12 protein-coding genes are annotated in these 13,785 nt (G+C 67.5%); 4 read left to right on the forward strand and 8 right to left on the reverse strand.

All coding sequences use genetic code 11. From position 1 onward, the window contains the following. Nucleotides 1-22: 22 nt before the first annotated feature. Both IG65_RS0130865 and IG65_RS0130870 read right to left on the reverse strand, forming a co-directional pair. Nucleotides 23-1,213 (reverse strand): serine hydrolase domain-containing protein, encoded by a 1,191-nt coding sequence (locus tag IG65_RS0130865; RefSeq protein ID WP_030518478.1) that lies wholly within the window; start codon nucleotides 1,211-1,213, stop codon nucleotides 23-25. Nucleotides 1,214-1,278: 65 nt separating this feature from the next. Then, a complete protein-coding gene (locus IG65_RS0130870) occupies nucleotides 1,279-2,052 on the reverse strand; it encodes an alpha/beta fold hydrolase (RefSeq protein WP_030518479.1) in 774 nt (257 codons plus the stop codon). Between the two features lie 53 nt (nucleotides 2,053-2,105). On the opposite strand from IG65_RS0130870, the gene IG65_RS0130875 reads away from it, so the two are divergent. From IG65_RS0130875 to IG65_RS0130885, 3 genes are all read left to right on the forward strand, one after another. Then, a complete protein-coding gene (locus IG65_RS0130875; RefSeq protein ID WP_051757244.1) occupies nucleotides 2,106-2,477 on the forward strand; it encodes a MerR family transcriptional regulator in 372 nt (123 codons plus the stop codon). A gap of 50 nt (nucleotides 2,478-2,527) precedes the next feature. After that, a complete protein-coding gene (locus IG65_RS0130880; RefSeq protein WP_030518481.1) occupies nucleotides 2,528-3,361 on the forward strand; it encodes a serine hydrolase in 834 nt (277 codons plus the stop codon). Nucleotides 3,362-3,457: 96 nt separating this feature from the next. Beyond that, nucleotides 3,458-3,985, forward strand: coding sequence for a DUF3145 domain-containing protein (locus IG65_RS0130885; protein WP_030518482.1), 528 nt, complete (start codon nucleotides 3,458-3,460; stop codon nucleotides 3,983-3,985). A 79-nt stretch (nucleotides 3,986-4,064) separates the two neighbouring features. Here IG65_RS0130885 and IG65_RS0130890 read toward each other — a convergent pair whose 3' ends face one another. From IG65_RS0130890 to aceE, 6 genes are all read right to left on the reverse strand, one after another. Then, the gene (locus IG65_RS0130890; RefSeq protein ID WP_030518483.1) at nucleotides 4,065-5,510 is read right to left on the reverse strand and encodes an acyl-CoA carboxylase subunit beta; all 1,446 of its coding nucleotides are present in this window, start codon (nucleotides 5,508-5,510) and stop codon (nucleotides 4,065-4,067) included. A 152-nt stretch (nucleotides 5,511-5,662) separates the two neighbouring features. Further along, a complete protein-coding gene (locus tag IG65_RS0130895) occupies nucleotides 5,663-6,913 on the reverse strand; it encodes a KasA/KasB family beta-ketoacyl-ACP synthase (protein WP_030518484.1) in 1,251 nt (416 codons plus the stop codon). A gap of 10 nt (nucleotides 6,914-6,923) precedes the next feature. Continuing rightward, nucleotides 6,924-7,223 carry a meromycolate extension acyl carrier protein AcpM gene (gene acpM, locus IG65_RS0130900; RefSeq protein WP_030518485.1) on the reverse strand — a complete coding sequence of 100 codons (300 nt, stop codon included), beginning with the start codon at nucleotides 7,221-7,223 and terminating at the stop codon, nucleotides 6,924-6,926. 131 nt (nucleotides 7,224-7,354) lie between these two features. After that, complete coding sequence (locus tag IG65_RS0130905) at nucleotides 7,355-8,269, reverse strand: ACP S-malonyltransferase (RefSeq protein ID WP_030518486.1); 915 nt, start codon at nucleotides 8,267-8,269, stop codon at nucleotides 7,355-7,357. A 128-nt stretch (nucleotides 8,270-8,397) separates the two neighbouring features. Then, nucleotides 8,398-9,726, reverse strand: a complete 1,329-nt coding sequence (locus IG65_RS0130910) for a CdaR family transcriptional regulator (RefSeq protein WP_030518487.1) — start codon at nucleotides 9,724-9,726, stop codon at nucleotides 8,398-8,400. 78 nt (nucleotides 9,727-9,804) lie between these two features. Next, nucleotides 9,805-12,729, reverse strand: a complete 2,925-nt coding sequence (gene aceE / locus IG65_RS0130915; RefSeq protein ID WP_030518488.1) for a pyruvate dehydrogenase (acetyl-transferring), homodimeric type — start codon at nucleotides 12,727-12,729, stop codon at nucleotides 9,805-9,807. Between the two features lie 237 nt (nucleotides 12,730-12,966). Between aceE and IG65_RS0130920 the strand changes: the two genes are divergently transcribed. Continuing rightward, nucleotides 12,967-13,524, forward strand: coding sequence for a hypothetical protein (locus IG65_RS0130920; protein ID WP_030518489.1), 558 nt, complete (start codon nucleotides 12,967-12,969; stop codon nucleotides 13,522-13,524). Nucleotides 13,525-13,785 lie beyond the last annotated feature (261 nt).

The following is a 13,785-nucleotide window of genomic DNA, read 5'->3' on the forward strand; positions in this document are numbered from 1 at the left end:
GTAAGTCGGCGCGGTGGCGTGATCAGCCGCAGCGGAGTAGTGCCTCCCGCACGGCGCGGGCGCGCGCATCGTCGAGAACGGCGGTGCCGAGGCGGTTCATCACATAGCCGAAACCCAAACCCGTTGCGGGATCGGCGAAGCCGAACGAGCCCCCGTAACCGGTGGTGCCGTACGCGCGCCTGTCGCTGCCGAAACGGAAGCTGCCACAGGATTTGCGGAACCCCAGGTGGTAGCGGCTGCGGGTGAGCAGCACCAGATCGTCGGCGGGCACGTCGTCGACGGTGTCGGCGGTGGCCAGCCGATCCAGAATGCCTGGTGCGATGGGCAATTCACCGGTGCGTCCCGCCGCCGCGCCGTAGACCCGCGCCAAGGAACGCGCCGTGCCCACCCCACCCGCGGCCGGGCTCTCGACACCGAGGAATTCGCGGCGGGTGGCACGTTCGGGTGCGCCGGTGCGGGGGCTGCTCAAGGCGCGATAGGTGAGCCCGCGCCGCAGGAACATCTGAATCGCGATGCGCAGCGGCACGTCTCGCTCGTACCGCAGCACGTCCAGGCCGGAGGTGGACGCGAGCGTGGCGATGCGATCGAGGGATTGCTCCTCCGGCAATCCGATGAAGAAGTCCAGCTCGAGCGGGCGGGCGAAGTCCTCGGCGAAGATGCGGCCCAGGGTGCGGTGCCGCGGATCGACGCGGCGGAGCAGTTCGCCCTGATACAGCCCGGCGGTGATCGGGTGATAACCCTGCCGGGTGCCCGGACTCCACAGTGGTTTCTGGTCGGCCAGGATCTCCGCGAGCCGATCCCGGTCGGCCATATCGGACAACCGCACCACCCGGTCCAGCACCGGCAGACCCGCGCGGTGGTCGAGCAGCTGCCGCACGGTGATCGATTCCTTGCCGTGTGCGGCGAATTCCGGCCAATACTGCGCGACCGGGGCCTGATAGTCGAGGACTCCGCGCGAGACGGCACCCGCCACGGCGAATGCCGTCATCCCCTTCGTCGAGGAGAACACCGGAACCATGGTGTCGCGCTCCCACGGCAGCTGTCTGCGGCGATCGCGGAACCCCGCCCACAGATCCACCACCGGCCGGTCCCCGTCGTAGACGGCCACGGCCGCCCCGATCTCGCCGAACCGGGCGAAGTTGCGTCGAAACGCGTCCGCGACCGGCTCGAAACCGGTCGCCACCTCACCGTGTACCTCAGCAACCTCGCCCATAGTGCAACCGATGGTAACGGTCACCGCCGCGGCGTCGTACGGTGTCCACCCCGATCGGAAACCGATCAGGCGGCGTGGATTCGGGAGCTGTCCGCGAAGTAGTCGAGGACGGCGCGATGCCACGCCTCCGGCGCCTCGTGCATCAGCACGTGTCCCGCCGCTACCTCGACGTATTCGGCGCCCGGAATGGCCGCCGCCAGCTCGCGCGAATTGGCGGGATCGACCAGCAGATCCGCGGTCGCGGCGATGACCCGGGTCGGCACCGCGACCCGGGGCAGATCGGCGCGGGTGTCCACCCGGGCGACCAGATCCGCCTGCGCCGCCGCCCCGCCCGGGACATCGGCGGCGATCTGGGCCAGGTACTGCGAATACACCTCGTCGGGCAGGGAATTGGTGAAGGCGGCGCTGTATCCGGACAACAGGACCACCCGCGCGAACGCATCGTGGTCGCGTGCGGCGAGCGTGCCGCGCCACAGATCCAGCACGAGCCGGGCCCGATGGTCGGCCCGGGCCAGCCCGGCCGCGAGCACCAAGCCGGTGACCCGATCGGGATGACGCACGGCGGCGCGCACCGCCACCGCGGTGCCGAGCGAGAATCCGATGATCGGGAATCGCTGGGCGCCCGCCGATACGGCCTCCTCGACCAGTGCGTCGGCCAGTCCGTCGAGGGTCAGCACGGTGTCGTCGGCCGGATAGTCGGAGCCGATCACGGTATGCCGCTCGGCGAGCAGCGGGATCAGGGAGCCGAAGTTTGCCTCGATTCCGCCGCCCGCGCCGTGCGCGAGCACGACCGCGGGACCGCTGCCGGTGACCGATGTGGACAGTGAAATGTTCGTCATGGCGGCGACGTAGGGTTTGACATGAGTGTGAAGGTCAAGCCCGGGAGGGCGCAGTGCTGATCGGCGAGCTGGCGAACACCACCGGCGTCAGCACCCGCCTGCTGCGCTACTACGAGGAACAGGGGCTGCTGAGCGCCCGCCGCGACGGCAACGGTTACCGCGTCTACGCCTACGACGCACCGCAGCGGGTGCACCGCATTCGCGAACTGCTCGCCGCCGGACTGCCGACCAGCGCCATCCGCGAACTGCTGCCGTGTGCGACCGCCACGGGCTTACAGCACTGCGATCACACCCGAAAGATCATGCGGGAAGGTCTGTCTCACCTCGACGCGCAGATCGCCGAGCTGACCCGGCGTCGCACGCTGCTGGCTCGTCAGGACGAGCAACTGGTGGCCGCGCCCTATCGCAGCGACGGCCCGGCGTAGCCGCCTCCCCGCGGCCGGTGGGTTCGGAGCCTTCTCGTAGGCTCGGTGCCGTGCGAGCACTCGAACAGATTCGCGACTGGCCCGTCCGGCATGCCGCCGCGGGCGTCGTCGATGCACACGGCGTGGTCGGCACCGAGGGAGACCTCGACCGGGTGTTCGCCCTCGCGTCGGTCACGAAACCCCTTGCCGCCTACGCGGTTCTGGTGGCGGTCGAAGAAGGTGCGATCGAACTGGACCAGCCCGCCGGCCCGCCCGGCTCCACCGTGCGCCACCTGCTGGCGCATACGGCCGGACTGGCCTTCGACACCACGGTGATCATGGCCGAGCCCGGGCGGCGCCGCATCTATTCCAGCGCCGGATTCGAGGTGCTCGCCGAGTTCCTCACGCGCGAGACCGGAATCGAATTTCCCGAATATCTGCGGCAGGCGGTATTCGAGCCACTCGGAATGAAATCCTCGGTGCTGGCCGGATCCGCCGGGCACGCCGGACGCTCCACGGTGAACGATCTCCTGCGTTTCGCCGGAGAATTGCTGAACCCGATCTTGATATCCGGTGACATGCTCACCGCGGCGACCTCCGTGCAATTCCCGGGCGTCGGCGGAGTGCTTCCCGGATACGGATCGCAGCGCCCCAATGATTGGGGTCTGGGATTCGAGATCCGCGACCACAAGACTCCGCATTGGACGGGGGGAGCCAACTCGCCGCGAACCTACGGGCATTTCGGGCAGTCCGGCACCTTCCTGTGGGTGGATCCGGAGATCGGGGTGGCGTGTGTGGCATTGAGCGACGAGAATTTCGGCGATTGGGCCCGAGCGGTGTGGCCGACGCTCAGCGACGCCGTCATCGCCGATATCCAGCAGATTCGCGACACGGCCGAAAAGTAACAGCCGTAACATCGGGCACTCCAGTAAACTCGGGCAACGCCTGGGCTCGACGGGATGTTGGGGAAGACGTCCGACGTCGAGGCTGGAGGTGTACAGGTGCGCGCATCTGATCAGTTCGCGGATGTGACGTGTGGTGTGGTGTACATCCACGCGTCACCGGCCGCGCTGTGCCCGCACATCGAATGGACGCTTTCCTCCACTCTGAAATCACCTGCGTCCCTGCGCTGGACCGCCCAGCCGGCCGCCGCGGGACAACTGCGCGCAACCACCGACTGGGTAGGTCCCGTCGGTACCGCGGGACGAATTGCCAAGGCGTTGCGGGATTGGCCCGTACTGCGCTTCGAGGTCACCGAGGACCCCTCCGAAGGGGTCGACGGCGAACGCTACAGTTTCGTGCCCGGCCTCGGATTGTGGACCGGCGCGATGAGCGCCAACGGCGACGTCATGGTCGGCGAGATGCGGCTGCGCGAAATCGTCCGCGCCGCCCGGGCCCGCGGCCGCCACGGCGATATCTCCGCCGACATCGATCGCGCCTTGGGCACCGCCTGGGACGACGAACTCGAACCCTTCCGCACCGGCGGCGAGGGCGCCGAGGTCACCTGGCTCCGCCGCGACGTCGGCTGAGTACCCGCATCGAGCCGGAAACACATTACGGGTGGCCTCCGCAAGGGAGACCACCCGTAATGTGTTGGCGCCGAACGCTTTACAGCGGAATGTTCTTGTTGTGGCTCGGCTGGGCCGGGGCCGAGGCCAGCGCGGCGGCGATGGTGGACCGGGTCTTGGCCGGGTCGATGACCTCGTCCACGACGCCGAGGGACAGGGCCCGTCCGACACCGCCGGCGATGGTCTCGTGTTCGGCGGTGAGGCGCTCGATCAGGGCCTCACGCTCCTCTTCGGGGACCTTCGCGATGGCCTTCTTGTGCAGGATGCCGACCGCGGCCTTGGCGCCCATCACGGCGACCTCGGACTCCGGCCAGGCGTACACGGCGGTGGCGCCCAGCGAGCGGGCGTTCATCGCGATGTAGGCGCCGCCGTAGATCTTCCGGGTCACCAACGTGACGCGCGGGACGCGGGCCTCGGCGAAGGCGTGCAGCAGCTTCGCGCCGCGGCGCACCACGCCCTCCCATTCCATGCCGACACCGGGCAGGTAGCCGGGCACGTCGGTGATGACGACCAGCGGGATGCCGAAGGAGTTGCACAGCCGCACGAAACGCGCTGCCTTCTCGGCGGATTCGCTGGTGAGGCAGCCGCCCATGCGCAGCGGGTTGTTGGCGAGCACGCCGACCGTGCGACCACCGAGGCGGCCCAGGCCGGTGACGATGCTGCGGGCGTAACCGCCCTGCATCTCCTCGAAGGAGGATTCGTCGTTGCCGTCCGGCGAGGGGATCTTGTCGAGCAACTCGCGCACGACCGGCTTGACGTCGTAGGCCCGCTTGGCCGACTCGGGCAGCATCGCCTTCAGGTCCACATCGCCGTGGGCGGCGGCGGACAGGTCGAATTCTCCCTGTTCGGCGAACATCGAGACCAGGCGGCGGCCGCGGTGCATCGCGTCGTTCTCGTCGTCGGCGACGATATGGCACACACCGGACTTCTTGCCGTGGGTCTCGGGCCCGCCGAGGGTGGCCATGTCGACGTTCTCGCCGGTGACCGACTTGACGACATCCGGTCCGGTGACGAAGACGCGGCCCTCGGGCGCCATGATCACGACGTCGGTCAGAGCGGGGCCGTACGCGGCGCCGCCGGCGGCGAAGCCGACCACGACCGAAATCTGGGGGACCAGGCCCGAGGCGCGCACCATGGCCTCGAAGACGGTGCCGACCGCGTGCAGTGCCTCGACACCCTCGGCCAGGCGGGCGCCGCCCGAATGCCAGATGCCGACGACGGGGATCCGGGAATCGATGGCGGTATCGATCGCGTCCACGATGTGCTTGCACCCGTCGACACCCATGGCGCCGCCCATCACGGTGGCGTCGGAGCAGTATGCGACGGTGCGCACGCCGTCGACCTCGCCGATGGCGGCCAGCACGCCGGACTTGTCGCGGGGGTGGAGCGGAAGAACGGTTCCGGGATCGAAGAAGCGCTGCAACCGACCCAGCGGATCACGGGGATCGGTCGTGGCATCCGCCTGCACGGGGGCCATGATGGTCATCGCGGTCTCTCCTCGATGGAATGTGGAGTCGCTGACGCGGCTGCGAAAGATGAAAAATCCCGGTGGGGCTTTTCGACGAGGGGATCTGCCTTGGCCGAAAAGCCCCACCGGGTTCGCTGAAGTTGTCGACAGTACGTTGTCGACGAGTCGGATCAGTACCGTCCGAAGGCCAGCGCCACGTTGTGGCCGCCGAAACCGAACGAGTTGTTGATCGCGTACTCGATGTCCTGGCGACGGGCCTCACCGTGCACGACATCCAGGTCGATCTCCGGGTCCTGGTTCTCCAGGTTCAGCGTGGGCGGAACGATGCCGTCGCGAATGCTGAGCACTGTGAGCACCGACTCGAGGGCGCCCACGGCGCCGATCGAGTGGCCCAGGGCGGACTTGGGCGCGTAGACCGAGGCGTGCTTGCCCACGGCCCTGTAAATCGCGTTCGCTTCCGCGGTGTCCCCGATCGGGGTGGCGGTCGCGTGCGCATTGATGTGCGTGATGTCGGACTTCGACAGTCCGGCGGTCTGCATGGCGCGCTCCATGGCGCGCGCCGCACCGGCACCCGTGGGATCCGGGGCGACCAGGTGGAAGCCGTCGGAAGTGATGCCGGCACCCAGCAGGCGAGCGTGGATGGTGGCCCCGCGTGCCTTGGCGTGCTCTTCGGTCTCGACGACCATCAGTGCACCGGCCTCGCCGAAGACGAAGCCGTCACGATCCTTGTCGAACGGCCGCGACGCGCCCTTGGGGTCGTCGTTGCGGGTGCTCATCGCGCGCATCATGGAGAACGCGGCGATCGGCACGTCGGAGATGTAGCCCTCGACACCGCCGGTGACGACCATGTCGGCGTCGCCCATGACGATCATCCGCCACGCGTTGGCGATGCCCTCGGATCCCGACGAACATGCCGAGACCGGGGTGACCACTCCCGCCTTGGCCCCCAGTTCGAGGCCCACGACAGCGGACGGCCCGTTCGGCATGACCATCTGAACGGCCAGCGGCGAGATCTTGCGGTAGCCGCCGTTCTTCAGCTTGTCCACCGAGTCGATGAGCGCGTCGCCGCCGCCGAGACCGGTGCCGATCGCCACGGCCAGGCGCTCGGGGTCGACCTCGGGGCTGCCGGCGTTCTTCCACACCTCGCGCCCCAGCACCATCGCCAGCCGCTCGACATAAGCCATGCGGCGGATCTCGACCCGGCTGAGCAGGGTGTCCGGCGAAACCTTCAGGTGGCCGCCGATGCGAACCGGGAGGTCGTATTCCTCGATGAAGGAATCCTCGAGAACGTCGATGCCGCTCTCGCCGTTGAGGAGTCCCTTCCACGTCGCATCGACGTCACCCGCGATCGACGTGGTCGCCGCCATGCTGGTGACGACGACGTTCGGGAAGTTCCCGTTCAAAGTGGAAGGAGTGGTCACGGTGTCGGCCTTACTGGGCGTCGAACTTGGCCTTGAGCTCAGCGGCCGCGTCGGAGTTCTCGGCCTCGAGCTTCTGGATGTAGGAGACGGCGTCACCCACGGTCTTGAGGCTGGCAAGATCCTCGTCGGGGATCTTCACGCCGTACTTGTCCTCGGTCTGCACGGCGATCTCGACCATCGACAGCGAGTCGATGTCCAGGTCATCGACGAAAGACTTCTCGATCGTCACCTCGGAGGGCTCGATGCCGGTCACCTCTTCGATGATCTTGCCGAGCTCTTCGACGATCTGTTCCTGGGTCAGAGCGGCCACTTGGTGGCTCCCTTCTTGTTCTTTCGTTGGTCCGACGTGAATCGGAGGTCCCGATTATTTCTTCGGTACGAGGTGGACGAATGTTTCGTCCTGCTCGCTCACGGTCGCGTCACTGCGAGCCGCGAGGAAAGCTAGCCGGTTGCCGAGAGCTCGACAAACGCGGGGATGTTCTCGGGGGTCTTCAGCGCCAGATTCGGGGTGCCCTTGAGCTCCCGCTTGGCGATGCCGACCAGGGTTCCGGCCGGCGGCAACTCGGCCACCGCGGAAACCCCTGCCGCGCGAACGGTTTCTGTGCACAGATCCCACCGGACGGGCCGGGTCACCTGTGCCGCCAGCTTCTCGATGGCGTCTTTGCCCGAGTCGACCGGCTTGCCGTCGTAGTTCGACAGCAGGGTACGGGTCGGCTCACCGGGGACCATCTGGGAGATGGCTTCGGCCACGGCGTCCTGGGCGGGTGCCATGAACGCGGTGTGGAAGGCCCCGGCGACAGGCAGCGCGCGAATCCGCGCCTTTTCCGGCGGGTTCGCGGCCAGTTCCGCCAGCGCATCCAGCCGGCCTGCCGCCACGATCTGACCGACCGCGTTGCGGTTGGCCGGGACCAGGTCGAGTTCGGCGAGCCGGTCGAGCACGGCGGCTTCGTCGCCACCGAGCACGGCGGACATGCCGGTCGGAACCAGCGCACACGCCTTGGCCATCTCCGCACCGCGAATCGCGGCCAGTTTCACCGCGTCGTCGGGAGAGACGACACCGGCGACGGCTGCGGCGGCGAGCTCGCCGACCGAATGTCCGGCGACGATGGTATCCGCCGGGACCGCTTCGTGCGGAATCTCGGCGAAAGCCAGCAGCGCGGCGGCGACGACCAGCGGCTGGGTCACCGCGGTATCGGTGATCTCCTCCGCGGTGGCGGTGGTGCCGAGGCGGAGCAGATCCAGGCCGGAGGCCTTGGACCACAGTTCGAGGCGGTCACGCGCGCCGGGAAGATCGAGCCATGGCGCGAGCATGCCGGGTGTCTGAGAGCCCTGTCCAGGGGCGAACAACGCGATCACGCCTCTAACAAAACACTGTGAGGGGGGTCCGTGGAGATGTCGGCGCCGATGATGTTTGAGCGAAGCTTTTGTGTGGACCCCACAAAACGGCACGTGGGTCGAGGCGATCGACGGCGCCGCGATGTCCGTTACAGGCGATCTTCGTAGAAAGTTGCCTGCGAGTCTTCTGAGGCAGGTGTAGACGATTCGTTACGCACTCGTGTCAAACGACCCACTGTTGCCGCGATTCGGAGCACATAGGCGTCACGAGGATTCATCGGATCCCGGCCGGTGACCTCGGCGATGCGCTTGAGCCGGTAGCGGACCGTATTTGGATGAACGAACAGCTGCCGGGCGCAAGTCTCGACCGCTCCACCGCAATCGAGGTAGGCGTCGAGAGTGTCCGACAAGGCCGACCCGGCGGCGGCCAACGGTAGCACAACGTACTCGTTGAGAGCGTCGACCGCAGCCCGATCGCCGAGCAGGGCTCGCTCGGGCAGAAGTTCGGAGGCGTGTACCGGCCGCGGCGCCGCCCGCCAGCCCACCACGGCCTCCATTCCGGCCATCGCCTCCACCGCGCTGACGTGCGCCGCCGACAGCGTGCGCATGGTCGGGCCGATCACCACGGGCCCCTCCGAGAACGCCTCGGCGAGCAGATCCATCAGGAACGGCGAGGGGTAGCCGGTATCGCCGAGATTGCCGCTGACCACCATCACCAGCCGCGAACCCTGCACCACCGCGAGCGCCGCGCGGCCGTGCCGGGCGGCGACGACGTGCACCGAACTCACCACGGCCACTTGATCTTTCGGGGGTGTGCCGACCAGCACCGTCGCGGCGGCGGTGGCATCCCAGTTCAATGTGGCCGCGCGCGAGAGCATTTCGGCGCCGGTGTCACCACGCACGACGGCGTCGACCACCAGCGCCTCCAGGCGGGTATCCCAGGCGCCGCGGGATTCGGCCGCGGAGGCGTAGACCGACGCCGCGGCGAAACCGAGTTCACGGCCGTAGCGCAGCACCGCCTCGGTGAGCGCCACCAGCTGGCGGTCGTTGCGGGCCAGCGCCGGCAGCCACTGCTCGAAGAACTCCATCGCGACCCGGACCATGTCGACGGTCTGCCGCAAGGTCAGCCGGCGGGCCAGATCCTGCGGAATCACCTGGAACGCGTCGAGGCTGAAACGGATATCGCTTTCCGGATCCTGTAACCACTCCAGGAAATTGACCACCGCGGTCTGCACCAGCATCTGCACGCCCGCGCGCTGGGCGGCATCCAGATCGCCGAAGAACGGTAGCCGGTCCTCCATCGAGGCGATCGCCTCGGTGGACAGCCGCCCGGAGAACTGCTTCACCCGTTTCAGCAGGGTGTCCGGCAGCGGATCGCGGGTTTGCCGATTGGGGGACAGCGCCCCGGTCGGCAGATAGACCTCGTGCTCGGACGACCCCTCGGAAACCCGGCGAGGCCGCGGCGGTTTACGTTCCACTGTTCAATATTCCGTCATCGCGCGGTCGGTCTCCGCAACCCCCCGGTAGGGGCGCGATTCGCGCCCCTACCGGAACGGTCACGCGAGCTGTTCTTCGCTGCTCATCGATTTCGGCGCGGCGTCGACGTCGTCGATGCGGTAGCGGGCAGCGGCTTGCGCGACCACCGACGAATCGACCCCGCCGGTGCGTCCCAGGGCCTCCAGCGCCGCCAGGGCGATGGATTGGGCGTCGACGTTGAACACCCGCCGCGCCGCCTGCCGGGTATCGGAGAACCCGAATCCGTCGGTGCCCAGCGTGGTGTAGTCACCGGGGACCCATTTGCGGATCTGGTCCGGCACCGCGCGCATCCAGTCCGAGGCCGCCACGAACGGCCCCTGCGCCTGCGACAGCACTCGCGTGATGTACGGCGCGTCGGTTCCGGCATCCGGATGCCGCAGCGTGTGGATCTCCTTGGCCAGCGCCTCCCGGCGCAGCTCGCTCCACGACGTCACCGACCACACGTCCGCCTGCACACCCCAGTCCTCGGCCAGCAGTTCCTGCGCGCGCAGGCCGTCGGGCAGCGTCACACCCGCGACCAGGATCTGGGCGCGCACGTCACCCTCGCCGCCCCGGCGGTACAGGTAGATGCCCTTCAGCAGACCCTCGACGTCGAGGTCGTCCGGCTCGGCCGGCTGCTGATACGGCTCGTTGTAGAGGGTGATGTAGTAGAAGACGTTCTCGCCGCCGAAGACGTCGTCCTTCATCACCGGATGGGTCCCGGGCATCTCCGAGGCGAGGGTTCCGCCCGGACCGAGCTGCGCCCGCCCGCCCCCGTACATCCGGCGCAGGCCGTCGCGCACGATGTGGGCGATCTCGAAGGCGAACGCCGGATCGTAGGCGACCACCGCCGGATTGGTGGAGGCCAGCAGCAGCGAATGGCCGTCGTTGTGCTGCAATCCCTCACCGGTCAGCGTGGTGCGCCCGGCGGTTGCGCCGAGTACGAAGCCGCGGGCCAGCTGGTCGGCGGCCGCCCACAGGCCGTCGCCGGTGCGCTGGAACCCGAACATCGAATAGAAGATGTAGAGCGGGATCATCGGCTCGCCGTGGGTGGCGTACGACGTGCCGGCCGCGGTGAACGATGCGGTCGATCCGGCCTCGTTGATGCCCTCGTGCAGAATCTGGCCCACTTGACTTTCTTTGTAGGCCAGCATCAATTCCGCGTCGACGGAGGTGTACAACTGCCCGTTGCGGTTGTAGATCTTCAACGACGGGAACCACGAGTCCATACCGAAGGTGCGGGCCTCGTCGGGAATGATCGGCACGATGCGCTTACCGATCTCCTTGTCGCGCAACAGTTCCTTCATCAGCCGCACGAACGCCATCGTGGTCGCGACGTTCTGCTTCCCCGACCCCTTGCGCACGGAGGCGTAGGGCGCGTCACCGGGCAACTGCAAAGGCTTTGCCGTAGAACGCCGTTCGGGCAGGAAGCCACCCAGCGCGCGCCGCCGGTCCAGCATGTAGCCGATCTCGTGCGAATCCATGCCCGGGTGGTAGTACGGGGGCAGATACGGATCGGCCTCGAGCTGGGCGTCGGTGATCGGAATGCGCTGCACGTCGCGGAACGCCTTCAGATCGTCGAGCGTCATCTTCTTCATCTGGTGCGTCGCGTTGCGCGCCTCGAAGTGCTTGCCCAGGCCGTAACCCTTGATGGTCTTGGCCAGGATCACCGTCGGCTTGCCCTGATGCGCCAGCGCCGCGGCATAGGCCGCGTAGATCTTGCGGTAGTCGTGACCACCGCGCTTGAGATTCCAGACCTGCTGATCGGTCAGGTCCTTCACCAGATCCTTGGTGCGCGGATCGCGCCCGAAGAAGTGCTCGCGCACATAGGCGCCGTCGTTGGCCTTGTAGGTCTGGTAGTCGCCGTCCGGGGTCGAGTTCATCAGGTTGACCAGCGCACCGTCGCGGTCGGCGCCGAGCAGCGCATCCCACTCCCGGCCCCAGATCACCTTGATGACGTTCCAGCCGGCGCCGCGGAAGAACGACTCCAGCTCCTGAATGATCTTGCCGTTACCGCGGACCGGGCCGTCGAGTCGCTGCAGGTTGCAGTTGACGACGAAGGTCAGATTGTCCAGACCCTCCAGCGCCGCCACATGCGCCAGACCGCGCGATTCCGCCTCGTCCATCTCGCCGTCGCCGAGGAAGGCCCACACGTGCTGATCGGAGGTGTCCTTGATCCCGCGATCGTGCAGGTAGTGGTTGAAGCGCGCCTGGTAGATGGCGTTCATCGGGCCCAACCCCATGGAAACCGTGGGGAATTCCCAGAAATCGGGCATCAGTCGCGGGTGCGGATACGACGACAGTCCGTGGCCCGGACCGCCGTGGCTGTACTCCTGGCGGAACCCGTCGAGCTGATCCTCGGTCAGCCTGCCCTCGAGGAAGGCGCGGGCGTAGATGCCGGGGGAGGCGTGGCCCTGGATGAAGATCTGGTCGCCGCCGCCGGGATGGTTCTTGCCGCGGAAGAAGTGGTTGAAGCCGACCTCGTACAGCGCCGCGGACGACGCGTAGGTCGAAATATGGCCGCCCACACCGATTCCCGGCCGTTGCGCGCGATGCACCATGACCGCGGCGTTCCAGCGGATCCAGGCGCGGTAGCGGCGCTCGACCTCTTCGTCGCCGGGGAACCAGGGCTCGTTCTCGGTGGGGATGGTGTTGACGTAATCGGTGGAGGTCAACGCCGGGATGGTGACGTGACGTTCACCGGCGCGCTCCAGCAGGCGCAGCATCAGATAGCGTGCGCGGCCGGGGCCCTCGCGCTCGAGCATCTCGTCGAAGGAGTCGAGCCACTCGCTCGTCTCCTCCGGGTCGATGTCCGGTAGATATGACGCCACCCCCTCGCGGATCACACGCACACGCGCACCGGCCGGGCGGGCGGGCGCCGACTGGTGGTCGGCGGAACCTTTGGCGCTCGTCGGCTCGGGGTCGGATGCAGAACTTGACGAAATCGGGTGCATCAGGTCGGTCAAAATCAATGCTCCTCGTACAGGGGGTGGACAAGCTGATGGCTCTAACCCCGGGCAGCACCGCTGGTGTGCGGGCCGTCCGTCGCTCACGGTTTGGGGCGCACCTCACATCCTTGTCGATGATGCGTCCCAGGTCATCATGTCAGCCGTAAATCCAGTACCGTTCGCTAGGCTGTGACGCTCGTTGCAGCGAACTCGCCACAGGACATTCTTTCGACTGCTCGAGAAGCGGGGAGGACGATGAAACTGCTGAACCCACGTGGGTTCGGACTGATGTGCGCGACCTTGGCGGTCGGCACCGGACTGGTGGTGGCAGGATGCTCTACCGCTGTCCACGGTACCGCGACCGTGAACCAGGCGGATGCGGCCGCGTTCCGGACCGAGATGGCAGCGTCCTCGGCCGCGGCCACCTCGTCGAAAAAGGCTGCCGCGCAGACGAAAGCCGTCGCCGACAACTGCACACCGTTCCGTGACACCACCGGTGCCGCGGTGACGAAGTACAACGACTTCGTCGACGCGCACGATGCGAACGCCCCCGACCAGGACGCCAAGCGCGATTCCGCCGCGCAGACCCTCGAGGACGCCGCGCGGACCGTGGAGGGGCGGGTCACCGCCGCCGGCGACGCGTTACCCCCGGATCTCGCGCAGAAGCTCACCGAATACGTCAACGCCGCCCGCGGCTTGGCCGGCGAATCCCGCAAGATGACCTACACCGCACCGGTCGGCACGCTCAACGACGCCAGTAAGCGAGTCAACGACGCGCTGAACGCGGTGCGGACCGCATGCCCGGCGCGATAGCCGGGAAACGGATGTCCCGGGGCCGCTCAGGGCGTTGCGAACCGCCTCTGCAGGATTCGCCCCGGGGCATGCATCCGCGACATTTCGGAGGTTATTTGGGCGGATCGGCTTGCGTTGCGGCCGATAACCATGTTCGCTTGCAACTATCTGTTGTCGGGAGTTGAGGAGGAATCTCAATGAGGTTGTCAAGTCCTACTGGTGATTTCCGGGTTTGCTGATGGGGTCAGGTTGCGGGGGCGGGCTGGTAGGTCTTGTGGTCGC

The organism is Nocardia sp. NRRL WC-3656 (assembly GCF_000720265.1).
GTDB classification, from domain to species: domain Bacteria; phylum Actinomycetota; class Actinomycetes; order Mycobacteriales; family Mycobacteriaceae; genus Nocardia; species Nocardia nova.